The organism is Mesorhizobium sp. M0029, from assembly GCF_040323735.1.
Taxonomy (GTDB): domain Bacteria; phylum Pseudomonadota; class Alphaproteobacteria; order Rhizobiales; family Rhizobiaceae; genus Mesorhizobium.
Genome location: NZ_JAMYVF010000010.1, coordinates 206,211 through 229,902, shown reverse-complemented (window position 1 = coordinate 229,902; position 23,692 = coordinate 206,211). Strand labels below are relative to the sequence as shown.

The window sequence follows — 23,692 nt, the reverse complement described above, 5'->3', positions numbered from 1 at the left end:
TGCAGTGGTGTTTACCACCCCGGCTTCCCTCCGCGGGAACCCGCCCTTTGTGGGGTGGTCGAACAACCGGGCGGGGGGGGGGTCGGTGCCGCACCCCCACCCCGCTGCTTCGCAGCGACCCTCCCCACAAGGGGGAGGGTAGGTCAGCCCTTCACGCCGCCAGCAACGACTTCAGCTTCACATCCGGCGACCCCAACGCCTTCGGCGCCGGCCTGGCCTGCTTGGCGATGAGCATCTCCGCCAGCCTGATGTCGCGAGCAACCGCATTGCCCCTACCGATGCCGCTCGCCGCCACCAGCGTGCCATCCTCGGCGAGGTGAAACAGAATAAAAGCACCGTCGCCGAGATCGCGGCGGACCGTGCTTTTGCCCTCGTCGGAAAGTCCGGCGATCTGCAGGGAGAGGTCGTATTGATCCGACCAGAACCACGGCACCGCTGCATGCGCCTCGCCGGCGCCGAGCATGTTTTTGGCCGCAAGCGCGCCCTGTTCCTGGGCGTTGCGCCAGGCCTCCAGACGCACACGCCGACCGCCATAGACCGCGAGCGGAAACGAACAGCAATCGCCGGCGGCGAAGATGTCGGGGTCATTGGTGCGCAGCGCGGCATCGACGGCGATGCCGTTGTCGACGGTCAGGCCGGCTTCGGCGGCAAACCCGGTGACCGGCACGGCACCTATGCCGATGACGGCGAGATCGGCTGTTATCTCCTGCCCGTCGGCGAGCGTGATCCGCACCTCGGCGCCATCATCGGCGACGGTAGCAATGCCCTGGCCAGTGAGCATGGTCACGCCTTCGGCTTCATGCGCCCGATGGATGATTTCGGCGATCTCGGCTGGAACCCCGCGCATGAGGATGCGCGGCTGCGCCTCAATGACCGTGACGCTGGCCCCGAGCTTGCGCGCCGAAGCGGCGAGCTCCAGGCCGATAAAGCCACCACCAATGATGGCGATGCGGTTTGCCGGGCTGAGGTGGGCGCGAATGGCCAGCGCGTCGGCAAAGGTGCGGAGGTAGACGCAGCGCGACCCCAATCCCGGCATCGGCAGCTTGCGCGGTGTCGAGCCGGTCGCCAGCAGCAGCTTGTCGTAGGGCAGGGCCGAACCGTCCGACAGCCGCACCATATGCGCCGGGCGGTCGATCGCCACCGCTTGAACGGAATGGATATGCCGGATCGATTTCTCGGCCAGAATTTCGTCGCTGGCGATCGTCTTGATCTCGGCCGCGTCGCTCGTCATTGCGTCCTTGGACAGGGGCGGCCGCTCATAGGGCAGATGGGGTTCGTCACCCACCAGCGTCACCGGCCCGTCATAGCCCAGTTCGCGCAGAGCAAGGGCTGCCCGCCCGCCGCACTCGCCGGCGCCAATGATGACCATTCCCGCCTGCATGGTCCTACCCGATCTGGATCAGCACTTTGCCGGCCTCGACCTTTACCGGATACGTGGCGAGATTGACGCAAACCGGCGCGCCGCGTGCCGCCCCCGTCTTGTAATTGAAGCGGCCATTGTGCTTGGGGCACTCGATGATGTCATCCATCACCAGCCCGTCGGCCAGATGCACCTTTTCGTGCGTGCACAGGCCATCGGTGGCGAAGTAGTCGTCATCGGGGCTGCGATAGATGGCGAAGGTGCGGCCGCCATGATCGAAGCGCATCACATCTTCTTCGTCGATGTCGCCGGCGGCGCAGGCTTCGATCCAGTCGCTCATGTGTTCCTCCCAAAAGCAATTCCAGGAAAAGTGCGTTGCGGTTTTCCGTTCGGAGTTGCGTCAAAACAAAAGCTTAATCGCGCGATCATTCCGCCGCGGCGGCGACGGCGTCGTTGTGGAGTTCCTCGCGATAGGGCCGCGCCGTCGGCGGCAGTTCGCGCTTGAGGAAATAGTCCTCGTTGCGCAGCTGGCGCAAAAAGGCCGGGATCATCTCACGATAGCCCGCCAGGATCGACGGCGTCGGCGCCGGCAGATCGTGCTTGATCAGCGCATGCAGTTTAGGCAGCGCATGATAGGGCACCATCGGGAACATGTGGTGTTCGACGTGATAGTTCATGTTCCAGTAGATGAAGCGGCTGACCGGGTTCATGTAGACGGTGCGGCTGTTCAGCCGATGGTCGACGACATTTTCCGCCAGCCCGCCATGCTGCAGCAGGCCGACCATGACATGATGCCAGGCGCCGTAGAGCCGGGGCAGCCCGACCAGCATCAGCGGCAGCCATGAACCGAAATACAGTGCGATCGCGATGGTGACGGCATAGATCGCCGTCCAGATTCGGGCGATGCGAATGGCTTTAGGCTGCTCCTGTTCGGGGATAAAAGTCTTTTCCGCCGCGCTGATATTGCCGGCGGCGTTGCGCAGCATGTCCGACATCGCATGCCAGGCATCCAGCACGCCGATAAAGCCAAGCGCAACGCGGAACAGATCCGGCGGCCGCATCACCGAGATTTCCGGGTCGCGGCCGACGATGATGGTGTCGGTGTGGTGGCGGGTGTGGCTCCAGCGCCAGGTCACCGGATTGCGCATGATCATGAAGCAGGCGATCTGGTAAACCGCGTCGTTCATCCACTGGGTGCGGAAGGCGGTGCCGTGGCCGCATTCGTGCCAGCGTGAATCGGTGGAGGAGCCGTAGAGCACGCCATAGACGAAGAAGAACGGCACGCACCACCAGCTGCCCCAGAACCAGGCGCCGCCGGCGGCGCTCAGGATCAGCGCGGCCAGCCAGATCGTGGTGTCGCGGATCGCCGGCCCATCGGAGCGCTGCATCAGCTCCTTCATCTGCTTGCGCGGAATATCGGTGTGATACCACTCGGCCGCCGACAGGCCGGTCTCGACGGCGAGCTTGGCGTCGCGGCCGATCAGGCTGTAGTCGCGCCGGGACGGTGGTGTGGATAGTGTCGCTTCCATAGGGGCTGGCTCCGTCGGCCACAGCATCCGTCAGGACGGATATGTCCATTACAGGGCGCTTGTGTCCGAGCGCAAAATAGCGCCATGCGGTGATAGTCTCAATATCACAAAGATAGTTTCTATCATTTTCCATCAGAACGATGTAAGCAGTTGCAGGCACTCATGCGGGACAGTCATGGCAAAACGGCCAACCATCACCGATCTGGCGCGCATCTCCGGCGTTAGCGTCGCCACTGTCGACAGGGTGCTGAACAACCGGCTGCCGGTGCGCGAGGAAACCGCGCGCCGCGTCTATGAGGCGGCGACCGGCATCGGTTACCACGCCGCCGGGCTGATCAAGCGGCGCATGCGCCAGGAATTGCCGGAATACCGCCTCGGCTTTCTGCTGCTGCGGGGCAATGATGTTTTTTACGGCGATTTCGCGAGGGAGCTAGAAATGGCGGTCTCGCAATCGCAGCGCTTCCGCGGCGTCGCCACCATCGATTTCGCCAGCTCGCTAGCCGCCGACGAGATCGCCGCCCAGATGCGCAAGCTGGCAGCGAAATCCAGAGCAATCGCCGTTGTCGGTCCGGACCATCCGACGCTGACGGCGGTCGTGGAGTCGCTGAAAGCGAGGGGGCAACCTGTCTTCTCGCTGCTGTCCGACTTTGCCGCTGGCATCCGTGAGGGATATGTCGGCCTCGACAATCGCAAGGTCGGTCGTACCGCGGCCTGGATGATCGCCAGGGCGGCAAAGAACCCCGGCAAGGTCGCCCTTTTCGTCGGCAGTCATCGCTTCCACGGCCATGAACTGCGCGAGATCGGATTTCGCTCCTTCTTCCGCGAACATGCGCCGGACTTCACGGTGATGGAAACGCTGGTCAATCTGGAAGCCAACCAGGTCACCCACGATGCGATGATCGATCTCCTGGTGCGGTATCCGGATCTTGCCGGCTGCTATGTCGCCGGCGGCGGCATGGAAGGCGCGGTCTCGGCGCTGCGCGCAGCGAAGCCCGCAAACATGCCGGTGGTCGTCTGCAACGAGATCAACGCCGAATCGCGCGCGGCACTCGCCGACAACATCCTGACAATGGTGATCTCGACGCCGCTCGCCGCCTTGTGCCGCGAGCTTGTCGACCTGATGGCGCATTCCATCGAGGCCGGCGCCGCCAACGCGCCGGGCCAGACCTTTCTGCCCTTCGACATCTATCTGCCGGAAAATATCTAACGCGTTGCCGCGCTGACCCGTTCGGCGTGGGCTCTCCGGCGATGATAGAATCTATCAATTCTGCCTTCAGACTCGGCCTGGGCCGCTGTCGGCCTTGATTCGACGTGAAATTGCGGCGCGGCGACCGAAAATCCGCTTTCCGACTTAGGAATCGCTCTTGACGTCTCGCGAAAAAATGGAATAAATATTTCATCAGATTGGTATTTTGGTTCTTTCGTTCCGGAACATCTGTTTCAAACTGGGAGCCTGGCGTTCCATCCCTTGGACAAAACGCCATACGGAACAGGAAGGCATCAGGGAGAGATTCCTCGGGCTATCGGGGATTCCGGGTAGATCGGTGCAGCCGGACACCAATGTGGAGGAGAAACACAATGAAGAAACTGATTTTGGGCGTCGCCTTTGCGGCGCTGATGAGTTCGTCCGCTTTTGCCGCCAAGGTCGGCGTGTCGATGGCCAAGTTCGACGACAACTTCCTCACCGTGCTGCGCAACGGCATGATCGAGCAGGCCAAGGGCATGAGCGGCGTGGAACTGCAGGTCGAGGACGCGCAGAACGACGTCGCCAAGCAGCTCGACCAGATCAAGAACTTCGCCGCCTCGGGCGTCGACGCCATCATCGTCAACCCGGTCGATACCTCGGCCACGCAGGCGATGTCGGACGCCGCCGCAGCCGCCAAGATCCCGTTGGTCTATGTCAACCGCCAGCCGGTCAATGTCGACACGCTGCCTGACAACCAGGCCTTCGTCGCGTCGAACGAGGCCGATTCCGGCACGCTCGAGACCAAGGAAGTCTGCCGCCTGTTCACCGAGGCCGGCAAGAAGGAAGCCAATGTCTATGTCATCATGGGCGAGCTTTCCAACCAGGCCGCCGTGCAGCGCACCAAGGACATCGAAGAGGTGATCGCCACGCCGGAGTGCAGCTTCATCAAGATCATCGACAAGCAGACTTCGAACTGGAACCGGGACGAAGCGCAGAACCTGATGACCAACTGGCTGTCGACCGGCAAGCCGTTCGACGGCGTCATCGCCAACAATGACGAAAGCGCCATCGGCGCCATCCAGGCGATGAAGGCCGCCAACATCGATATGAAGACGGTCGTCGTCGGCGGTGTCGACGCCACGCAGGACGCGCTTGCCGCCATGCAGGCCGGCGACCTCGATGCCACCGTGTTCCAGGATGCGGCCGGCCAGGGCGCCGGCGCTCTGGACGCAGCGCTGAAGCTCGCCAAGGGCGAGAAGGTCGAGCACAAGGTCTACGTGCCCTTCCAACTCGTGACGCCAGCCAACATCGACAAGTTCCTGAAGAAGAACTGAGCCGGCGACTCGTTCGACTAACGGAGCGGCGCATCAATCGCGCCGCTCCCGTTTCCCTCACCGCCCTTACGTGCGGGAGGGCAAATGCCGCCTCACGGAGGACAGACATGTCACAGACATCTCATGGCGTCGGCGGGGTCAGCTATGACGCGAAGAGGCGGACATGGCCGGCCGAATTCAACGTCTTCCTGGCGCTGGTCATTCTGGTCGTCATCTTCGAAATGATCGGCCGCATCTTTCTTGGCGACAGCTTCCTGTTCAACACGCGCGACAACGTCGCCGGGATCTTCAATGAGGCCCGCCTGCAGATCATCATCCTGCAGGTGTCGATCGTCGGCATCATCGCCATCGGCGTCACGCAGGTGATCATTTGCGGCGGCATCGACTTGTCCTCGGGCTCGATCGTCGGCGCCACCGCCATGATCGCCATGAGTTTTGCCCAGGTGGCGACGGTCAACGGTAACCCCAACCCCAAGGCGATGTTCCTGGCGCAAGGCTGGACCGACCTGCCGGTCATCGTGCCGGTACTAGTCGCCATCGGCTGCGGTCTGCTCGCCGGTCTCGTCAACGGCTCCTTGATTGCATACACGCGCATTCCGCCGTTCATCGCCACGCTCGGCATGATGGTGACCGCGCGCGGCATTGCCAAATGGTGGTCCAAGGGTCAGCCGATCTCGTTTCCGACCGAAAGTTTCGCTGGTATCGGCAAGGGCCTGATGCCGGTCATCATCTTCCTGTCGCTGGCGGTGCTGTTCCAGCTGATCATGACCTACACACGCTACGGCAAGCACTGCTACGCCATCGGCTCCAACGAGGATGCCGCGCGCATGTCGGGCATCAAGATCGCCAACCACAAGATCCTCGTCTATGTCATTGCCGGCATCCTCGCCGCGCTGGCCGCCGTCGTGCTCTCCTCCAAGAACCTGACAGCACAGTCCGGCATGGGCGTCATGTACGAGCTCGACGCCATCGCCATGGCGGTCATCGGCGGCGTCTCTTTGTCGGGCGGCCGCGGCTCGATCGTCGGCACCGTGATCGGCTCGCTGATCTTCGGCGTCATCATTTCCGGCTTCACCTTCCTGCGCCTCGACGCCTACTATCAGGAGATGGTCAAGGGCGTGATCATCGTCGGCGCGGTCGTTCTCGACCAATGGCGCCAGCGCATGCGGGCATTGAGGGCTTGACCATGCCAGATATCTCCACGACAGACATCGTCCTGAAGACCGAAAACCTGACCAAACGCTATGGCGGCGTCCATGCGCTGGAAGGCGCGAATTTCGAGCTGCGCAAGGGCGAGCATGTCGCCATCATGGGCGACAATGGCGCCGGCAAATCCACCTTCGTGCGCCAGATCACCGCCGTCGAGCAGCGCACCAGCGGCCAGATCTGGTTCGACGGCAGGGAAGTGAATTTTGCCGGGCCGATCGAAGCGCGCACGGCGGGCATCGAGACCGTGTTCCAGAATCTGGCGCTGGCCGACGATCTCGACGTGCCGTCGAACCTGTTCCTCGGCCGCGAAAAGGTGCTGTTCAATCTCGGGCCGTTCTCGATCCTCGACCGCAAATACATGCGCAAGGCGACCGAGGCGGCGCTGATCCGCACGGCAGTGAAAATCCCCAACCTCTCCAACACCATCCGCCACATGTCGGGCGGCCAGCGCCAGTGCGTTGCCATCGCCCGGACCGCGACCTTCGCCTCCAAGCTGATCATCATGGACGAGCCGACGGCAGCCCTTGGCGTGCAGGAGACGGCGCAGGTCGAGAACATCATCCGCACGCTGAAGGACAATGGCGAGCCGCTGATCCTGATCAGCCACAACATGCGCCAGGTGTTCGACCTGTGCGACCGCATCGTCGTCTTCCGGCGCGGCCGCATCGTCGCCAATCTGCGCAAGGAAAACACCGACGGCAACGACATCGTCTCCTACATCACCGGCGCCAAGACCGGGGAGGCGGAACTCGCGGCCTGAACAGGGTGGTCACCCTGTTTTCTGGTGCGCTCGAAAAGTACCCTTGCCCCTTTCCCTCACGGGAAGGTGCCGACACAACTCTCTCGAACCCATCCCCTAGAGGAAATACCCATGACTGTTCGTTTCGCTCTCCTCGGCGCCGGCCGCATCGGCAAGGTCCATGCCCGCGCCGTCGGCTCCAACCCGCAGGCCAGACTGGTGGCCGTTGCCGATGCCTTTGAGAAGGCGGCGACCGAACTGGCAACCGCCTATGGCGCCGAAGTGCGCACCATCGACGCGATCGAGAAGGCCAAGGACATCGACGCCGTGGTCATCTGCACGCCGACCGACACCCATGCCGATCTGATCGAGCGTTTCGCCAAGGCCGGCAAGGCGATCTTCTGCGAGAAGCCCATCGATCTCAACGTCAAGCGTGTCGAGAAATGCCTGGCCGTGGTCGACAAGGCCAAGGCGACGCTGATGGTCGGTTTCAACCGCCGCTTCGATCCGCACTTCGCCGCCGTACGCAAGGCGATCGACGACGGCGCCATCGGCAAGGTGGAGATGGTCACCATCACTTCGCGCGATCCAGGTGCGCCGCCGGTCGACTACATCAAGCGTTCGGGCGGCATCTTTCGCGACATGACCATCCACGATTTCGACATGGCGCGCTTCCTGCTCGGCGAAGAGGTGGTCGCGGTCAGCGCCCATGCCTCGGTTCTGGTCGACAAGAAGATCGGTGAGGCCGGCGATTTCGATTCGGTCAGCGTCATCCTCGAAACCGCATCCGGCAAGCAGGCCGTCATCTCCAATTCGCGCCGCGCCACCTATGGCTACGACCAGCGCATCGAGGTGCATGGCTCCAAGGGCATGGTCGCCGCCGAGAACCAGCGGCCGGTGTCGATCGAGGTCGCCAATGAGAAGGGCTATACGCGCCCGCCGCTGCACGACTTCTTCATGACCCGCTATCTCGACGCCTACGCCATCGAGATTGCCGCTTTCATCACTGCTGCAACCTCGGGCAAGAAGGCATCGCCGAGCGGCGCCGACGGCCTCGTGGCGCTGAAGCTGGCCGATGCCGCGCTGAAGTCGGCGACATCAGGCAAGACCGTCCGTCTCGACAAGTAAGAACCGGAACCAAGGCACAGGAGCAGAGCGATGAGCACATCCGCCGATCGCAATTCGAACACGCGCGCCATCGTCACCGGCGGCGCGCAAGGCATCGGCTTTGCCGTCGCCGAAGCGCTGACCGACGAGGGCTGCAAGGCGCTGGCGCTCGTCGGCCGTTCGCAGGAGAAGGGCGACAAGGCTGTCGCCCACTTCAAGAAGGCAGGCGTCGATGCGATCTTCATCAGCGCCGACGTCTCGAAAGTGGCGGACTGCAAGCGTGCGGTGGCAACCGCGATCTCGCATTTCGGCACCATCAACGCGCTGGTCAACGCCGCCGCCACGTCCGCGCGTGGTTCACTTGTCGAAACTTCGGAAGAGGTGTTCGACCAGATTTTCCACACCAATGTGCGTGGTCCCTTCTTCCTGATGCAGGGCGTGGTGGCGCATCTGCTGGACAAGAAGGCGCCGGGCTCGATCGTCAACGTGCTCTCTATGTCGGCGCATTGCGGCCAGTCGTTCCTGGCGCCCTATTCATCGAGCAAGGGCGCGCTGGCGACACTGACCAAGAACGTCGCCAACGCCTATCGTTTCAACCGCGTCCGCTGCAACGCCGTGCTGCCGGGCTGGATGGACACCGAGGGTGAGGACATCGTGCAGAAGAAATGGCACGGCGCCTCCGACGACTGGCTGGCAAAGGCAGAGGCCGGCCAGCCGATGGGCCAACTGGTGAAGCCGGATCAGTTGGCGCGGCTGATCAGCTACATGGCCAGCCCGCAATCCGGCGTCATGACCGGCTCGCTGGTCGACTATGACCAGAACGTCGCGGGGACCTCGCCGGAGTAGCTTCAAACCCGGTTGCGGCAACATTGCCATTCCCATATAGTCACATAGTCATGATAGTCATGATAGTCATGATAGTCACGAGGGATGCGATGCTAACGTCATCCAAAGACACCAACTGGACGGTTGCCGGGGCAAAAGCCCGGCTCTCCGAGGTCATCGAGCGCGCACAGTCCTCGCCGCAGACGATCACCAAGAACGGCAAACCAAGCGTGGTTGTCGTCTCGGCCGAGGAATGGCAGCGCAAGATCGCACGCAAGGGTACGCTTGCCGAGTTCCTGCTGGACTCGCCGCTGCGCGGCGCCGATCTCGAGCTTGAACGTCAGCGCGACGAACCGCGTGACCTGCCGCTGTGAGACTGCTGCTCGACACGAGTGTCCTGTCCGAGGTGACGAGGCCAGCGCCTGACGCACGTGTCCTGGGCTGGCTGGACGAGCTTGATGAGGACCGCTCCTTCATCAGCGTAGTGTCGATCGCCGAGATCCGGCGCGGCGTCTCTCTGATGGATGAGGGCCGCAAACGCGAGGCGCTGGCCGAATGGCTCGCCCGGGACCTGCCCCAGCGCTTCGAACAGCGGGTTTTGCCGGTGAACGATGCGGTTGCCTTGGCCTGGGGCGACCTGATGGGTCTTGCGAAGCGCCGCGGTCGTGGTCTGTCGTCGATGGACGGCCTGATCGCAGCCACTGCGATTGCGCACGAGCTCACCTTGGCAACGTGCAATACGAAAGATTTCCAAGGCTTTGGGCTTGAACTCTTCGATCCATGGACGGCATGAGCCGCTCCGCGTTATACGTGTTGGCGATTGGCGAACCGCCGGCACTTCGTCATCCACGGGCGGAGCAAGGAGCGTGGCGACGCAGCGCAGACCCGAGGATCCATGCCGCGACTTCAGAGCGCTGCTACGGTCCAGAATTCTGCTCCGCCGCACTCCACGGCCCAGGTCACGGAATGGATCCCAGGGTCTCCGCGACGGAGCTTCGCTCCTGCTCCGCCCAGGGATGACGAAATCGCGAGGATTCGGCCCATCCCGAATTGTCTCCGCATACCCCACGTGACAAGCGCCTCGGCATCGACTATATGAACCTCATGATCAACCTGACCGCCACCTATTGGTACTTTACGAGCTCGCTGGCGGCGGGAGGATTGCGCTCGATCTGAAGATTGCAGCAACAAGTCCGAACAGCCGCCAGACCTGGCGGCTTTTTTGTATCAGCCGGCAGGTCTCCCTAAAAACAGGAGCAGAAAGCCGTGTTGACCACCACAGACGATCTTCGGGTCAAGGAAATCCGAGAATTGAGCACGCCGGACCAGGTGATGCGGGAGATCCCGCGCACGCTGACGGCAACGCGCACCGTGAGCGCATCACGCAACGCCACCCATGCCATCTTGAACGGCACCGACGACCGGCTGCTTGTCATCGTCGGCCCGTGTTCGATCCACGACCCGGTCGCGGCCGTTGACTATGCCAGCCGGCTAGTGGCGCTGCGCGAGACCCTGTCCGACCGGTTGGAGATCGTCATGCGGGTCTATTTCGAAAAGCCGCGCACGACTGTCGGCTGGAAGGGCCTTATCAACGATCCCGATCTCGACGGCAGCTTCAACATCGACAAGGGGCTGCGGATGGCGCGCAACGTGCTGTCGGCGGTCAACAATCTCGGCCTGCCCTCGGCCACCGAATTTCTCGACATGACGACGCCGCAATACATTGCCGACCTCGTCGCCTGGGGCGCCATCGGCGCGCGCACCACCGAGAGCCAGATCCACCGCGAACTGGCTTCCGGCCTGTCCTGCCCGGTCGGCTTCAAGAACGGCACCGACGGCAATCTGAGGATCGCGGCCGAGGCGGTGAAATCCGCCGCCCAGCCGCATCATTTCATGGCGGTCACCAAGGGCGGACGCAGCGGCATTGCGACTACTACCGGCAATGAGGACTGCCACGTCATCCTGCGCGGCGGCGTTCAGCCGAATTACGATGCGGCGAGCGGCGAGGCGGCCTCGGTCGAACTTGCCCGCATCGGCGTCGCCCCCCGTCTGATGATCGATGTCAGCCACGCCAACTCGAGCAAGAAGCCGGAGAACCAGCCGAAGGTGGCGGCCGATGTCGCCGGCCAGGTGGCAGCAGGGGACGAGCGTATCATCGGCGTCATGATCGAGAGCAATCTCGTCGCCGGCCGGCAGGACGTGGTATCAGGCAAGCCGCTGGTCTATGGCCAGAGCATCACAGATGGCTGCATCGACTGGGCGACCACAGAGACGGTGCTGCACGGCCTCGCCGGCGCCGTAGAATGGCGCCGCTCAGCCCGCCGCGCCATGATGGAGAGCCGGCCGGGCGCCGCCTGATACGAGGCGATGCGGGGAGGGCGGCGGTTCGAAATCCAGCCAGGATTGCGCCGCCCCAAAATGCATGTCGCCCAGAAGTGTGCCGCGGTTCTGGGGACAACGACATGCATCAAACAAAGGCTTTAGGGTCTGAGGATCGCCGAGTCGATCTGCATCGAAACGAAGTCGATTTGCGGCGTTCGGCAACGCAGCGCGCACTGCGGCTCCCCTTGCACCCCGGCAACCGGTCTGCTAAATACTGAACCACATGGTTCAGTATACCGACTTGGACTCCTCGTTCGCCGCGCTCTCGGACGCCACCCGGCGTGGCGTTCTGGAGCAGCTCGGACGCGCAGATGCTTCGATCACCGAGCTTGCCGGAAAATTCCAAATGACCCTCACGGGCATGAAGAAGCACGTCGGCGTCCTGGAGCAGGCGGGGCTCGTCACCACGCAGAAGGTTGGCCGCGTGCGGACCTGCAAGCTCGGCCTGCGCGGACTGGAGGAAGAGGCGGCCTGGATCGAGCGGCACCGCCTGCTCTGGGACGCACGCTTCAACGAGTTGGACAAGGTTGTCGAGGAATTGAAACGGAAGGAGAAAGCCGATGCGCCAAAGAACCGAGAGTGAGCCCACGAACAGCCGCACCACGGTCGAACGGAAGTCCGAACGGGAGCTGGTCGTCACGCGAACGGTCAACGGTCCGGCGCGCATCGTGTTCGAGGCGTGGACCAAGCCCGAGCTGTTCAAGCAGTGGTGGGTGCCGAAGTCGATGGGCATGTTCCTGCGTTCATGCGAGATGGATGCTCGTACCGGAGGCAGGTACCGCCTGGTGTTCGGCCACGACGACTCGGACCTTCACGAATTCTTCGGCAGGTATATCGAAGTGACACCCCACTCACGCCTGGTCTGGACCAATGAGGAAGGTGGTGACGGTGGACCCGTCACCACGCTGACCTTCGAGGAAAAGGGTGGCAAGACGCTGCTGGTCATGCACGAACTCTATCCCTCGAAGGAGGCTCTCGACGCGGCCGGTACCGGGGCGGCGGATGCGATGGGCGAGACGTTCGAGCAATTGGACGAGCTTCTCGTCGTCTTGGGCGAGGGCGTGAGGCGGTCATGACGTCATCGGTCTCGCGGACGGGGTAGCTGCCGCCCTCGACGACGAAAAGACCGGGACAGTGATCCGCAAGCGCCGCGCCGAGGCGAAGAAACGCGGCGTCATCGCTTGATCGGGATCACGCTGCCCTCAACCCTTCCCATGCCGTAAACACCGAGACCGCAAACAGCAGCAGTCCGGCCGCCCGGCCCGCAAAAGCGGTCGCCCGCGGATTGGCCACCAGCAGATTGCGGCTGCGGCCGGCGGTGATGGCGAGCCCGCCATAGATGGCGGCCTGCGTCAGCATCGTCAGCAAGCCCATGACCGTCGCCTGCATCCAGATCGGGCCGTAATCCGGCTTCAGGAACTGCGGATAGACGGCAAATATGAAGAGATAGGCCTTCGGGTTGATCAGGCAGGTCACCAGTCCCTGGCGAAAGGCCTTCCAGGCCGTACGGCTGCCGGCGGGCCCGTCGTGGCCGACGGTGATGGAACTGCGCATCAGCGAGATGCCGATGAAGGCCATGTAGGCGGCGCCGGCTATCAGCAGCGGCTTGTACAGGATCGGTACGAAATGCATCAGCAGGCCGACGCCGATGGCGCCGTTCAGCGTGTGCACGATGCCGCCGACCATGATGCCACCGGTGGCGGCGAGGCCCCGGTCGCGGCCGCCGGTGAGCGCATTGGCAAGCACGAACAGCATGTCCATGCCGGGTACGATGATGATGCCGGACAGCAGGATAAAGAACAGCCAGAGATTTTCCGTGTAGCTCATGTCAGTTGCCTGTCGCTTCCTGCTGGGGTGCCGTGGAGGAATTTGTTGATTTTCAACCCGATAGGCAGTCCAATAAATCATCCCAACTGACGGGGATGTGTCAGTAGCGTTCATCAGGGAGAGGAAATGCGCAAGGCGTCGCGGCTGTTCGAGATTATCCAGATCCTGCGGCTGGCGCGGCAGCCGGTGACGGCAGCCATGATCGCCGGGCAGCTGGAAGTCACGATGCGTTCGATCTATCGCGACATCGCCGCACTGCAGGCGATGCGCGTGCCGATCGAAGGCGGGCGCGGTATCGGTTATATATTGCGGCCCGGCTTCGACCTGCCGCCGCTGATGTTTTCGATCGAGGAGATGGAGGCGATCGTCCTGTCGCTGGCGCTGCTGGAGCGCACGGGAGACAGCGAGCTCAAGCAGGCGGCCAAGCGCGTCAGCGCCAAGATCGCCGGCGCCGTGCCGCCGCCGTTGCGCCAGGCGTTCGACGCCAACGCACTGCATGTCTGGGGGTTCGCTGCACCGGCAATCGGCACCATCGATCTGGCGCTGGTGCGCCGCGCAATCCGCGACGAGGAAAAGCTCGACCTGTCCTATCGCGACGAAATCGGCCGCGCCTCCGAGCGGCTGATCCGTCCGATCGCGCTGATCTACTATTCAGAGACCGCCAACATCGTCGCCTGGTGCGAATTGCGCCAGGCCATCCGCAATTTCCGCAGCGACCGCATCGCGGATTGCCGGGCGACCGGGCTGCGCTTCAAGGGCGAAGGCGATCGCCTGCGGCAGGTCTGGGTCAGTGGCTGGGAGGCGAACGCTGTCGCTGGCGGCTGAAGCGGATCTTACCGCACATCCACCCAGCGCTTCTCCTCGAACGACCTCGCCATCGCATGCACGGTGCGCTCGATCTCCAGCCCTTCGGCAAATTCGATGACCCGTGCCGGCTTGCCGGCAAGCCGCGTCAGCAATTCGTGGCACTCGATGATCTTGAGGTCGTTGAAACCGAGGCCATGGCCAGGCGCCGGGAGGAAGGCGTCGTAAGGCTTGTGGTGCGGCGCGACCAGTATGGTGCGGTAGCCCTGTTCGGTCGGGCGATCGGCGGTGACATAGAGCTGGATTTCGTTCATCCGCTCCTGGTCGAACAGGATCGATCCCTTGGAGCCGAAAATCTGGATGGCGATGCGGCCCTTGCGGCCCCAGGCCGAGCGGTTGACCAGCAGCGTGCCGGCAATGCCGTTTTCCAGATGCATCAGCACGCTGGCGATGTCGTAGGTCTCGACGGCGCGGCGGCCGCCGGCGGCCAGCTTGCGGTCGGCATACGGCTTGGCCATGTCACAGATGACTTTTGCGACGCGGCCGAACAGCGTCGAGACCAGCGACAGCGGATGCACGGCGAAATCGTCGAGCGCGCCATAGCCGGATGCGGCCTCATGCTTCCAGAAGAACAGCGCTTCGGGGTCGGCCATGAAGTCCTCGTCCATCTCGATGCGCAGATGGTTGACCTCGCCGATGATCTTTTCCTCGAGCAGCGCGCCGATGTGGCGGATGGCCGGGCTCTGTATGTAGTTGTAGCCAAGGGCTGCGACCTTGCCGGACTTCTTCGCCGCGGCCGCCATCGCCGCTGCTTCGGCAAAGCTCGGCGCCATCGGCTTTTCGCACCACAGATGCTTGCCGGCTTCGAGAATGGCGATGGCCATTTCCGGATGGAACTGGTTGGGCGTGGTCAAGGAGACGATGTCGACCTCGGGGTCGTTGACGACCGCGCGCCAGTCGCCGGACGCCTTGGCGAAGCCGAACTCGCCGGCCTTGCGCTTGGCCAGCTCCTCGTTGACCTCGCCGAGATGGACCAGCTTCGGCTTGGCGACATAGGGAAAGACGGCCCCGACGGCGCTCCACGCAATGGCGTGGCATTTGCCCATGAAACCCGTGCCGATAAGACCAACGCCGACCATTTCTTTCTCCCAATACCTGAAGCGATCGATGGATGAATTAGTCCATTTCTTCTCCGAATGGAATGTCTGCCTCATTTTTTATGGCCTTCTTGCGCAGGCTCGCTATGATGGGGCAGAGAGGACGTCACTTGAGTTAAAGAGAGCATGATGTCGTCCGAAAACCGCTGCACACTTTTCGGCATCATGCTCTAGATGAGCTTGGACGGGGCGACGATGGACGAACGGGTACCTCGCGACTTCGAGACGCTGCGCGCCACGATCCTCGATCGCCGTGAAACCTTGCCCAAGCGCATCGCCCAGATCGCCGCCTATGCGCTCGACAATCCCGATGACATCGCCTTCGGCACCGCCGCCAGCATCGCCGCTTCGGCGGGCGTGCAGCCGTCCACCTTGATCCGCTTTGCCCAGCAACTAGGCTTCGACGGCTTCACCAGCCTGCAGCAGGTGTTTCGCGAGCGGCTGCGCGAGCGCAATTCCTCTTATGACGAACGCCTGCAGGCGTTGCGCGCCAAGGCCGATGCGGGTGCTGGACACCGAGCCATCTTCGACGGCTTCGTCGCCGCCGCCAGCACTTCGCTCAACGATATTTCGCGAACGCTCGACGAGGCGCATCTGGAAGACGCGATCTCGCTGCTGGCCAAGGCCGAGACCATCTATGTCCTGGCCAAGCGGCGCTCCTACCCGGTGGCAAGCTATATCGCCTATGCCTTGGGCAAACTGAAGATCCGCAACCAGCTGATCGAATCCGCCGCCGGCCTCAATGCCGAAATGGTCGCCTTCGCCACCCCGGCGGACGCCGTCATCGCCATCAGCTTCTCGCCCTACGCACCGGCCACCATCGAGGAAGCCCGCACCATTTCCGAACAGGGCGTGCCGATCGTCGCCATCACCGACAGTTCGTTTTCGCCACTCGCCCAGTTCGCCAAGGTCTGGTTCGAGGTCGCCGAGGCCGATTTCGCCGGCTTCCGCTCGCTGTCGGCCACCATGGCGCTGGCCATGGCGCTCACCGTCGGCGTCGGCGAGAAGCGGCGCAGCACGGGCAAGAAGCGCAAAGCCTAGGCCGGCGCCGGGCGCTCGAATTCCCGGAAGGAATGCTCATTCCATATTGACTATGGATTGGAATTATTATTTCATATTCCCGGCGCCACGCTGCCGCTCGCGCGTGTCCCCCAACTACGTTGCTCAAGACAACAAGACCGACGGGAGGTTCCAATGAGCGAAGCCGTGGACGCCAAACAGGCGACGCTCGATGTCATCACCATCGGTCGCGCTTCCGTGGACCTTTACGGCCAGCAGATCGGCTCGCGGCTGGAGGACATCACCTCCTTTGCCAAATCGGTCGGCGGCTGCCCGGCCAACATCTCGGTTGGCACGGCGAGACTAGGCCTGCGCTCGGCGCTGCTCACCCGCGTCGGCGACGAGCAGATGGGCCGCTTCATCCGCGAGCAGCTGCGGCGCGAAGGCGTCAATGTCGATGGGCTGAAGACCGACAAGGAACGGCTGACGGCTCTGGTGCTGCTTTCGGTCGAGAGCGAAGGCGTCTCGCCGATGATCTTTTATCGCAGCGACTGCGCCGACATGGCGCTCGCCGAAGAAGATATCGATGAAGCCTTCATCGCCTCGGCCCGCTCGATCGTCGTCACCGGCACGCATTTTTCCCGGCCCAACAGCGACGCCGCCCAGCGCAAGGCGATCCGCATCATCAAGGCCAGGGGCGGCAAGGTGGTGTTCGACATCGACTACCGCCCCAACCTCTGGGGGCTCGCCGGCCATGCCGAAGGTTTTGAGCGCTATGTCAAATCCGACCGCGTCTCAGCCCAGCTGAAGACGGTGCTGCCCGATTGCGACCTCATCGTCGGCACCGAGGAAGAGATCATGATCGCCTCGGGCGCCGACGATTGCCTGAGCGCGCTGAAGACGATCCGCGCGCTGTCCAAGGCAACCATCGTACTGAAGCGCGGCGCCATGGGCTGCATCGTCTATGACGGGCCGGTCAGCGACGATCTGGAAGACGGTATCGTCGGCAAGGGCTTTCCGATCGAGATCTATAATGTGCTCGGCGCGGGCGATGCCTTCATGTCCGGTTTTCTGCGCGGCTGGCTCGGTGGCGAAAACCTGGCAACGGCGGCGACCTGGGCCAATGCCTGCGGCGCTTTCGCCGTGTCGCGGCTGCTCTGCGCGCCGGAATATCCGACCTTCGAGGAATTGCAGTTCTTCCTCAGGAACGGCAGCAAGCACCTCGCTCTGCGCAAGGACGAGGCGATCAACCACATCCATTGGGCGACGACCCGCCGCCGCGATATCCCCTCGATGATGGCGCTCGCCTGCGACCACCGTGTGCAGCTTGAGGACGTCGCGGCAAAGACCGGCGCCGATCCGGCGCGCATCCGCGATTTCAAGGTGCTGGCGGTCAAGGCTGCGGCGAAAGTCGCCGCCGGCCGCGACGGCTATGGCATGCTGATCGACGAGAAGCATGGCCGCGAAGCGATGTTCGAATTCGCCCGCCACCCCTTTGCCTGGCTCGGCCGTCCCGTCGAACTGCCGGGCTCGCGGCCGCTGCGCTTCGAGTTCTCGCAGGACATCGGCTCGCAACTGGTGGAATGGCCGGTCGACCACTGCATCAAATGCCTGTGCTTCTATCACCCCGACGATCCGGCAGCGCTCAAGGAAGAGCAGCAGCAGAAGCTGCGCTCGCTGTTCGAAGCCGCGCGGAAGGTCGGCCGGGAGCTTCTGGTCGAGATCATCGCCGGCAAGCACGGCAAGCTCGATGACACGACGATCCCGCGCGCCCTGGAAGAACTCTATGCGCTTGGCATCAAGCCGGACTGGTGGAAGCTCGAACCGCAGGCGTCGGCCGGCGCCTGGGCCAAGATCGAAGCGGTGATCCTGAAGCATGATCCGTGGTGCCGCGGCGTCGTGCTGCTGGGCCTCGAAGCGCCGCAGGACGAACTGGAAGCGGCCTTTGCCGCCACCGCCAAGGCGCCGATCGTCAAGGGCTTTGCCGTCGGCCGCACCATCTTCGTCCACGCCGCGGAACAATGGCTGGCCGGCAAGATGACGGATGACGAGGCTATCGCCGACATGGCCGCGCGCTTCGAACAGTTGACCGAAGCGTGGCTTGCCGCGCGTGGCCGTAAAGCAGCATAAAGGCGCGGCAAGAGGACTGCGGAGGAAAACACCATGAGCAAGACAATCCGCCTGACCATGGCGCAGGCGCTGACCCGCTTTCTGAGCAAGCAGATGACCGAGATCGACGGCAGAAGAGTGCCCATCTTCGGCGGTGTGTGGGCGATCTTCGGTCACGGCAATGTCGCCGGCATCGGCGAGGCGCTGTACCAGCTGCGCGACGAATTGCCGACCTTCCGCGCCCACAATGAGCAGGCGATGGCGCATGCGGCGATCGCCTATGGCAAGGCCAATTTCCGCCGCCGCTTCATGGCCGCGACCTCTTCGATCGGCCCCGGTGCGCTCAACATGGTGACGGCGGCGGCGCTCGCCCACGTAAACAGGTTGCCCGTCCTGTTTTTGCCGGGCGATGTCTTCGCCAACCGCATCCCCGATCCGGTGCTGCAGCAGGCCGAGGACTTTTCCGACGGCACCGCGACGGTCAATGACTGCTTCCGTCCGGTGTCGCGCTATTTCGACCGCATCACCCGTCCCGAGCAGATCATCCCGGCATTGGCGCGGACCATGCAGGTGCTGACCGATCCCGCGGAATGCGGCCCGGTGACGCTGTCGCTCTGCCAGGACGTGCAGGCCGAGGCCTATGACTATCCCGAGAGCTTTTTCGCCGAGCGCGTCTGGCACCAGCGCCGGCCGCGTCCGGACCGGCATGAATTGGCGGCGGCGGTCACCGCGCTGAAGGGTGCGAAAAAACCGCTGATCATCGCCGGCGGCGGCGTGCTGTATTCGCAGGCTTCGGATGAACTGGCGAAATTGGCCGAGAGCGCCGGCATTCCGGTCTGCGAGACGCAAGGCGGCAAATCCTCGCTGCCCGACACACATCCGCTCAACATGGCGGCAGTCGGCGTCACCGGCACGTCCGCGGCCAACCGGCTGGCGGAAGAGGCCGATGTCGTGCTGGCGATCGGCACCCGCCTGCAGGATTTCACCACCGGCTCATGGGCGCTGTTCAAGAATTCCGGCAAGACCATCATCGGACTCAACGTGCAGCCTTTCGATGCCGGCAAGCATCGTGCGCTGCCGCTGGTCGCCGACGCGGCCGAAGGGCTTGTCGAACTCGGTGCGGCGCTGGGGGGCTGGAAAGCACCGGCGACATGGACCGACAATGCGACCCGGGGCAAGAAGGCCTGGCAGGCCGAAGCCTCCAAGGTGACGGCGTCGACCAACGCCGCCTTCCCCTCGGATGCGCAGGTGATCGGCGCCGTGCAGCGCGCGCTGGGGTCCGGCGTGACCTTGCTGAATGCGTCGGGGGGCCTGCCGGGCGAACTGCATAAACTCTGGCAGGCGGGCGCGCCCGGCTCGTACCATGGCGAATATGGCTTCTCGACCATGGGCTACGAGATTGCCGGCGGGCTCGGCGCCAAGATGGCCAAGCCCGACCAGGAGGTCGTCGTAATGGTCGGGGACGGCTCCTACCTCATGATGAATTCCGAAATCGCCACGTCGGTGATGCTTGGCCTGAAGCTGACCATCGTGGTGCTCGACAACAGGGGTTATGGCTGCATCAACCGGCTGCAGATGGCCACCGGCGGCGCCAACTTCAACAACCTCCTGAAGGACGCGCGCCACGAGATCTTGCCCGACATCGACTTCGCGGCGCATGCGGCCAGCATGGGCGCTATTGCCGAGAAGGTGCCGTCGATCACCGGCCTGGAGACCGCGCTGCAAAAGTCGAAAACCAACGACCGCACCACCGTGCTGGTCATCGACACCGACCCGCTGATTTCCACCGATGCCGGCGGCCATTGGTGGGATGTCGCGGTGCCGGAAGTCTCCGCACGGCCGCAGGTCAACGCAGCCCGCAAGGCCTATGACGAAAAGCGGCAGATGCAGACTATTGGCGATTGATGCTAAGTCAGCGCTGCCCCCTACCTCCCCCTTGTGGGGAGGTCGGACCGAAGGTCCGGGTGGGGGTCTGGCGCCGCACCCCACCCCGCTGCTTCGCAGCGACCCTCCCCACAAGGGGGAGGGTGAACAAGAAACCGGAGCTAAAACTTGAAAGCCAAACTGGGCATGTCCCCCATTGCGTGGTGGAACGATGATCTTGCCGAACTCAGCGACGACGTCTCGCTGGAAGAGTGCCTGCGCCAGTCGCGCTCGGCAGGTTTCACCGGCATGGAAATGGGCCGGCGTTTCCCAAACGACCCCGAAATCATGCTGCCGATCCTGAAGCAGGCCGACGTGACGCTGTGCGGCGGCTGGTTCTCCGGCACCCTGGTTGATGAGGACATGGGCAGGAACAAGGATCGCATCCAGCCGATGATCGACCTGTTCAAGGCGGTGAATGCGCCTTGCATCGTCTATGGCGAGGTCGGCCGCTCGATCCAGGGCGATCGCTCCAGGCCTCTCGCCACCAAGCCGAAATTGTCGAACGACGAGATGAGGGCCTATGCCAGGCGCCTCACCGAATTCGGCGAATGGTGCGCCGAGCAAGGCATGCCGCTGTCCTATCACCATCACATGGCGGCAGTGGTCGAGACTGAGCCGGAGCTCGATGCCTTCATGCGCCATTCCGGCGAAGGCATTCCGTTGCTGCTCGATGCAGGGCATCTCGCCTTTGCCGGCGGCGACGTGCTGCGCGCCATCGACAACCACCACAAGCGGATCAGCCATGTCCATGTGAAGGATGTGCGCATGGGCGTGATCGACGGGCTCGACCGCACAAAGCAGTCCTTTCTCGACGCCGTGGCGCTCGGTGCCTTCACGGTGCCTGGCGACGGTTCGCTCGATTTCGGCGCCATCGTGCAGCGCTTCGCCGACCATGGCTATGAAGGCTGGTTCGTCGTCGAGGCCGAGCAGGACCCGAAGAAGAACCCGCCGCTCAAGATGGCGCAGGTCGGCCACAAGGAATTGATGCGGGTGATGACGGCGGCCGGCTACACGGTGGAAACGCAGGGTTTTCCCAATGCCTGAGGCGATCCGATGAAGGATTACGAGCACCCGTTCTTCCGGCCGCTGTGGCGGCGCGTTGCCGTCGTCGCCGTCTGCGTGATCTGGGCCGGAATAGAATTCGCCTCCGGCACCCCATTCTGGGGCATCATTGCGCTCGGCTTTGCCGCCTACGCCGTCTGGCAGTTCTTCTATCTTTACAAGCCGGTGGAGGAGAGCAAGGCTGCGCCTGATCGACCGAAGACCGGCGAAGCGAAGGCGGACGCCGAACCGAAGGAATGAAGCGGCCGTGGCTCGGAAGGGCTTGCGGGTCGGACACTGGACACCTGGCGTATCGCCTACGTCGGTGATTGGCCGGAACGTCCCTCGCTTCGTCATCCTAGGGTCTTCGCGACGGAGCTTCGCTCCTGCTTCGCCCTAGGATGACGAAGTTGAGAGGCCGACCTCGAAGACTTGCGATAGGAGAGACAAAACATGTCGAAACTGCTCGTCAAAGCCGACAAGGGCCATGGCCGCGTCGCGCATGTCACGCCCAAAAGCGCCGGATGGACCTATGTCGGCTTCGACCTGCACCGGCTGAAGCCGGGCGAGACCGCATCCGGCAAGACGCAGGATCGCGAAGTGTGCCTGGTGTTCGTCACCGGCAAGGGCACGGCAAAGGCGGGCGGCCAGGAACTCGGCCTGCTCGGCGAGCGCATGTCGCCCTTCGAGGGCAAGCCGTGGTCGGTCTATATTCCGGAGGGTTCGGACTGGTCGGTCACCGCCGACACCGATCTCGAGCTCGCGGTTTGCTCGGCGCCGGGCCTGGGCGGCGGCTTGCCCGTTCGCGTCATCGCACCCGACGACCTCGGCCAGGAGACTCGGGGCAAAGGCACCAACACGCGCTACGTCACCAACATATTGCCCGAGGGTAAGCCGGCCGACTCGCTGCTGGTGGTCGAGGTCATCACGCCCGGCGGCCACACATCGAGCTACCCGCCGCACAAGCACGACCAGGACAATCTGCCTGCCGAATCCTATCTCGAGGAAACCTACTACCACCGCCTCAACCCGCCGCAGGGTTTTGCCTTCCAGCGCGTCTACACCGACGCCGACAAGACCGGCGCCCGCGAGCTGGACGAAGCCATGGCGATCGAGGACGGCGATGTTGTGCTGGTGCCCAAGGGCTATCACCCCTGCGCCGCCTGCCACGGCTACGACCTCTATTACCTCAACGTCATGGCCGGGCCGAAGCGGACGTGGAAGTTCCACAACGCGCCCGAGCACGAGTGGCTGACGAAGGCCTGATCGGCCTTCGCTTGCGCCGGAAGCGGTTGGTCCAGCAGCAAAAAATCGTCGGCTAACGATCCATGGGGTCGATTTGCCTTCGAAAACCCGCATAAGCTTCGTCAATCCGTCATGGAAATCACCTATGGCAGCGGGCTGACGAGGATTTTTTCGATGCGCTACGCCATCTATTTCACCCCAAGGCAGGACGAGCCGTTGGCGCGGATCGCCGCCAACTGGCTGGGCCGCGACCCCTTTGGCGCCGCCACCAGGCCGGTCGAGGCGGTGGGCGAGCTGTCGGCGGCCGAAGTCGCCTTTCACACCGCATCGGCGCGGCGCTACGGTTTTCATGCGACGCTGAAAGCGCCCTTCCGGTTGGCCGCCAACGAAACCGAAAGCTCGTTGCGCGCGGCGCTGGACGCCTTTGCCGAAGCAACGCCGACGGTCACCATCCCGCGCCTGGTCGTCAGCCAGATCGATGGTTTCTTCGCTTTGATGCCGGAAGGCCCGCTGCCGCCGCTCCACCGTTTCGCCGATGATGTCGTGCTTAGCTTCGACCGTTTTCGCGCGCCGCTCACCGAGGCCGAGATCGAGCGGCGCAGCCCGGATTCGCTGAAGCCGGCCGAGTTCCGCAATCTCTGCCAGTGGGGCTATCCCTATGTGTTTGAGACCTTTCGCTTCCACATGACACTGTCCGGCCGGGCCGGGCCGCAGGAAAGCCAACGTCTGCGCGCGGCAATTGACAGCCTGTTCGCCGATGTGCTGCAGCAGCCGGTGCTGGTGGATGCGCTGACGCTGTTCATCGAAACCGAACCGGGCGCTCCGTTCATGGTGCTTTCGCATCATGCGCTCGTCCGCCGCGCTGCCCGAAAAACCGCCTGACCGCAATTCGTCCGAGTAAGCAAGGACTGCC

Annotated in this window: 25 protein-coding genes; 20 read left to right on the top strand and 5 right to left on the bottom strand. The window is 63.4% G+C overall.

Translation table 11 applies throughout. The features are described from left to right. Positions 1-151: 151 nt before the first annotated feature. The 3 genes from NKJ76_RS18605 to NKJ76_RS18595 all read right to left on the bottom strand — a co-directional run bounded on the left by NKJ76_RS18605 (position 152) and on the right by NKJ76_RS18595 (position 2,889). Positions 152-1,369 (bottom strand): NAD(P)/FAD-dependent oxidoreductase, encoded by a 1,218-nt coding sequence (locus NKJ76_RS18605; protein WP_352538057.1) that lies wholly within the window; start codon positions 1,367-1,369, stop codon positions 152-154. A 16-nt stretch (positions 1,370-1,385) separates the two neighbouring features. Beyond that, positions 1,386-1,700 carry a MocE family 2Fe-2S type ferredoxin gene (locus NKJ76_RS18600; protein WP_023672328.1) on the bottom strand — a complete coding sequence of 105 codons (315 nt, stop codon included), beginning with the start codon at positions 1,698-1,700 and terminating at the stop codon, positions 1,386-1,388. An 85-nt stretch (positions 1,701-1,785) separates the two neighbouring features. Beyond that, positions 1,786-2,889, bottom strand: a complete 1,104-nt coding sequence (locus NKJ76_RS18595) for a fatty acid desaturase family protein (RefSeq protein WP_023827367.1) — start codon at positions 2,887-2,889, stop codon at positions 1,786-1,788. Positions 2,890-3,064: 175 nt separating this feature from the next. Between NKJ76_RS18595 and NKJ76_RS18590 the strand changes: the two genes are divergently transcribed. The 12 genes from NKJ76_RS18590 (at position 3,065) to NKJ76_RS18535 (ending at position 12,747) form a co-directional block, all read left to right on the top strand. Further along, positions 3,065-4,096 carry a LacI family DNA-binding transcriptional regulator gene (locus NKJ76_RS18590; protein ID WP_023684066.1) on the top strand — a complete coding sequence of 344 codons (1,032 nt, stop codon included), beginning with the start codon at positions 3,065-3,067 and terminating at the stop codon, positions 4,094-4,096. Between the two features lie 371 nt (positions 4,097-4,467). Continuing rightward, positions 4,468-5,409: a sugar ABC transporter substrate-binding protein gene (locus tag NKJ76_RS18585; RefSeq protein WP_023684065.1), complete on the top strand. Its 942-nt coding sequence runs from the start codon at positions 4,468-4,470 to the stop codon at positions 5,407-5,409. Positions 5,410-5,516: 107 nt separating this feature from the next. Beyond that, on the top strand, positions 5,517-6,593 hold the full coding sequence (locus NKJ76_RS18580) for an ABC transporter permease (protein ID WP_023687413.1): 1,077 nt from the start codon (positions 5,517-5,519) through the stop codon (positions 6,591-6,593). Between the two features lie 2 nt (positions 6,594-6,595). Then, the gene (locus tag NKJ76_RS18575) at positions 6,596-7,378 is read left to right on the top strand and encodes an ATP-binding cassette domain-containing protein (protein ID WP_027049093.1); all 783 of its coding nucleotides are present in this window, start codon (positions 6,596-6,598) and stop codon (positions 7,376-7,378) included. 111 nt (positions 7,379-7,489) lie between these two features. After that, on the top strand, positions 7,490-8,485 hold the full coding sequence (gene iolG, locus NKJ76_RS18570; protein WP_023744929.1) for an inositol 2-dehydrogenase: 996 nt from the start codon (positions 7,490-7,492) through the stop codon (positions 8,483-8,485). A gap of 30 nt (positions 8,486-8,515) precedes the next feature. After that, positions 8,516-9,310, top strand: coding sequence for an SDR family oxidoreductase (locus tag NKJ76_RS18565; protein WP_352500110.1), 795 nt, complete (start codon positions 8,516-8,518; stop codon positions 9,308-9,310). An 89-nt stretch (positions 9,311-9,399) separates the two neighbouring features. After that, positions 9,400-9,663 carry a type II toxin-antitoxin system Phd/YefM family antitoxin gene (locus tag NKJ76_RS18560; RefSeq protein ID WP_023741275.1) on the top strand — a complete coding sequence of 88 codons (264 nt, stop codon included), beginning with the start codon at positions 9,400-9,402 and terminating at the stop codon, positions 9,661-9,663. Continuing rightward, a complete protein-coding gene (locus NKJ76_RS18555) occupies positions 9,660-10,082 on the top strand; it encodes a type II toxin-antitoxin system VapC family toxin (protein WP_352500109.1) in 423 nt (140 codons plus the stop codon). The genes NKJ76_RS18560 and NKJ76_RS18555 overlap by 4 nt, the downstream gene beginning before the upstream one ends. 257 nt (positions 10,083-10,339) lie before the next feature. Further along, positions 10,340-10,465 carry a hypothetical protein gene (locus tag NKJ76_RS18550; protein WP_280800225.1) on the top strand — a complete coding sequence of 42 codons (126 nt, stop codon included), beginning with the start codon at positions 10,340-10,342 and terminating at the stop codon, positions 10,463-10,465. Between the two features lie 90 nt (positions 10,466-10,555). After that, positions 10,556-11,647 (top strand): 3-deoxy-7-phosphoheptulonate synthase, encoded by a 1,092-nt coding sequence (locus NKJ76_RS18545; protein WP_352538056.1) that lies wholly within the window; start codon positions 10,556-10,558, stop codon positions 11,645-11,647. 247 nt (positions 11,648-11,894) lie between these two features. Then, positions 11,895-12,254, top strand: coding sequence for an ArsR/SmtB family transcription factor (locus NKJ76_RS18540; protein WP_352538055.1), 360 nt, complete (start codon positions 11,895-11,897; stop codon positions 12,252-12,254). Then, complete coding sequence (locus NKJ76_RS18535) at positions 12,232-12,747, top strand: SRPBCC domain-containing protein (RefSeq protein ID WP_023741270.1); 516 nt, start codon at positions 12,232-12,234, stop codon at positions 12,745-12,747. Before NKJ76_RS18540 ends, NKJ76_RS18535 begins: the two co-directional genes overlap by 23 nt. A 115-nt stretch (positions 12,748-12,862) precedes the next feature. On the opposite strand, the gene NKJ76_RS18530 is transcribed toward NKJ76_RS18535, so the two are convergent. Next, on the bottom strand, positions 12,863-13,498 hold the full coding sequence (locus tag NKJ76_RS18530; RefSeq protein ID WP_023741269.1) for a LysE family translocator: 636 nt from the start codon (positions 13,496-13,498) through the stop codon (positions 12,863-12,865). Between the two features lie 126 nt (positions 13,499-13,624). Here NKJ76_RS18530 and NKJ76_RS18525 point away from each other — a divergent pair, with 126 nt between their 5' ends. After that, positions 13,625-14,323, top strand: a complete 699-nt coding sequence (locus NKJ76_RS18525) for a helix-turn-helix transcriptional regulator (protein ID WP_023687404.1) — start codon at positions 13,625-13,627, stop codon at positions 14,321-14,323. An 8-nt stretch (positions 14,324-14,331) separates the two neighbouring features. Here the strand turns inward: NKJ76_RS18525 and NKJ76_RS18520 are convergent, their stop codons facing one another. Continuing rightward, on the bottom strand, positions 14,332-15,441 hold the full coding sequence (locus tag NKJ76_RS18520; RefSeq protein WP_023741268.1) for a Gfo/Idh/MocA family protein: 1,110 nt from the start codon (positions 15,439-15,441) through the stop codon (positions 14,332-14,334). A gap of 213 nt (positions 15,442-15,654) precedes the next feature. Between NKJ76_RS18520 and NKJ76_RS18515 the strand changes: the two genes are divergently transcribed. The 7 genes from NKJ76_RS18515 (at position 15,655) to NKJ76_RS18485 (ending at position 23,661) form a co-directional block, all read left to right on the top strand. Continuing rightward, on the top strand, positions 15,655-16,500 hold the full coding sequence (locus NKJ76_RS18515) for a MurR/RpiR family transcriptional regulator (protein WP_352463458.1): 846 nt from the start codon (positions 15,655-15,657) through the stop codon (positions 16,498-16,500). A 153-nt stretch (positions 16,501-16,653) separates the two neighbouring features. Then, the gene (locus NKJ76_RS18510) at positions 16,654-18,588 is read left to right on the top strand and encodes a bifunctional 5-dehydro-2-deoxygluconokinase/5-dehydro-2-deoxyphosphogluconate aldolase (RefSeq protein WP_352538054.1); all 1,935 of its coding nucleotides are present in this window, start codon (positions 16,654-16,656) and stop codon (positions 18,586-18,588) included. 33 nt (positions 18,589-18,621) lie between these two features. Continuing rightward, entirely contained in the window at positions 18,622-20,472 is a 1,851-nt protein-coding gene (gene iolD, locus NKJ76_RS18505; RefSeq protein ID WP_352459962.1) for a 3D-(3,5/4)-trihydroxycyclohexane-1,2-dione acylhydrolase (decyclizing), read from the top strand. A 147-nt stretch (positions 20,473-20,619) separates the two neighbouring features. After that, positions 20,620-21,537: a myo-inosose-2 dehydratase gene (iolE, locus tag NKJ76_RS18500; protein ID WP_023710450.1), complete on the top strand. Its 918-nt coding sequence runs from the start codon at positions 20,620-20,622 to the stop codon at positions 21,535-21,537. A gap of 9 nt (positions 21,538-21,546) precedes the next feature. Next, a complete protein-coding gene (locus tag NKJ76_RS18495; RefSeq protein ID WP_023672345.1) occupies positions 21,547-21,795 on the top strand; it encodes a hypothetical protein in 249 nt (82 codons plus the stop codon). 192 nt (positions 21,796-21,987) lie between these two features. After that, the gene (gene iolB / locus NKJ76_RS18490; RefSeq protein ID WP_352538053.1) at positions 21,988-22,800 is read left to right on the top strand and encodes a 5-deoxy-glucuronate isomerase; all 813 of its coding nucleotides are present in this window, start codon (positions 21,988-21,990) and stop codon (positions 22,798-22,800) included. Positions 22,801-22,953: 153 nt separating this feature from the next. Then, positions 22,954-23,661, top strand: coding sequence for a DUF1045 domain-containing protein (locus NKJ76_RS18485; protein ID WP_352538052.1), 708 nt, complete (start codon positions 22,954-22,956; stop codon positions 23,659-23,661). The last annotated feature ends 31 nt before the right edge of the window (positions 23,662-23,692 follow it).

Bases quoted from the DNA above. Each gene is read 5' to 3' on its own strand.
- NKJ76_RS18535 (WP_023741270.1), top strand. From the start codon at position 12,232: ATGCGCCAAAGAACCGAGAGTGAGCCCACGAACAGCCGCACCACGGTC.
- NKJ76_RS18485 (WP_352538052.1), top strand. From the start codon at position 22,954: ATGCGCTACGCCATCTATTTCACCCCAAGGCAGGACGAGCCGTTGGCG.
- iolB (WP_352538053.1), top strand. From the start codon at position 21,988: ATGTCGAAACTGCTCGTCAAAGCCGACAAGGGCCATGGCCGCGTCGCG.
- NKJ76_RS18590 (WP_023684066.1), top strand. From the start codon at position 3,065: ATGGCAAAACGGCCAACCATCACCGATCTGGCGCGCATCTCCGGCGTT.
- NKJ76_RS18585 (WP_023684065.1), top strand. From the start codon at position 4,468: ATGAAGAAACTGATTTTGGGCGTCGCCTTTGCGGCGCTGATGAGTTCG.
- NKJ76_RS18565 (WP_352500110.1), top strand. From the start codon at position 8,516: ATGAGCACATCCGCCGATCGCAATTCGAACACGCGCGCCATCGTCACC.
- NKJ76_RS18530 (WP_023741269.1), bottom strand. From the start codon at position 13,498: ATGAGCTACACGGAAAATCTCTGGCTGTTCTTTATCCTGCTGTCCGGC.
- iolD (WP_352459962.1), top strand. From the start codon at position 18,622: ATGAGCAAGACAATCCGCCTGACCATGGCGCAGGCGCTGACCCGCTTT.
- NKJ76_RS18605 (WP_352538057.1), bottom strand. From the start codon at position 1,369: ATGGTCATCATTGGCGCCGGCGAGTGCGGCGGGCGGGCAGCCCTTGCT.
- NKJ76_RS18575 (WP_027049093.1), top strand. From the start codon at position 6,596: ATGCCAGATATCTCCACGACAGACATCGTCCTGAAGACCGAAAACCTG.
- NKJ76_RS18520 (WP_023741268.1), bottom strand. From the start codon at position 15,441: ATGGTCGGCGTTGGTCTTATCGGCACGGGTTTCATGGGCAAATGCCAC.
- NKJ76_RS18560 (WP_023741275.1), top strand. From the start codon at position 9,400: ATGCTAACGTCATCCAAAGACACCAACTGGACGGTTGCCGGGGCAAAA.
- NKJ76_RS18580 (WP_023687413.1), top strand. From the start codon at position 5,517: ATGTCACAGACATCTCATGGCGTCGGCGGGGTCAGCTATGACGCGAAG.
- NKJ76_RS18525 (WP_023687404.1), top strand. From the start codon at position 13,625: ATGCGCAAGGCGTCGCGGCTGTTCGAGATTATCCAGATCCTGCGGCTG.
- NKJ76_RS18540 (WP_352538055.1), top strand. From the start codon at position 11,895: ATGGTTCAGTATACCGACTTGGACTCCTCGTTCGCCGCGCTCTCGGAC.
- NKJ76_RS18510 (WP_352538054.1), top strand. From the start codon at position 16,654: ATGAGCGAAGCCGTGGACGCCAAACAGGCGACGCTCGATGTCATCACC.
- NKJ76_RS18600 (WP_023672328.1), bottom strand. From the start codon at position 1,700: ATGAGCGACTGGATCGAAGCCTGCGCCGCCGGCGACATCGACGAAGAA.
- NKJ76_RS18595 (WP_023827367.1), bottom strand. From the start codon at position 2,889: ATGGAAGCGACACTATCCACACCACCGTCCCGGCGCGACTACAGCCTG.
- NKJ76_RS18495 (WP_023672345.1), top strand. From the start codon at position 21,547: ATGAAGGATTACGAGCACCCGTTCTTCCGGCCGCTGTGGCGGCGCGTT.
- iolG (WP_023744929.1), top strand. From the start codon at position 7,490: ATGACTGTTCGTTTCGCTCTCCTCGGCGCCGGCCGCATCGGCAAGGTC.
- NKJ76_RS18515 (WP_352463458.1), top strand. From the start codon at position 15,655: ATGGACGAACGGGTACCTCGCGACTTCGAGACGCTGCGCGCCACGATC.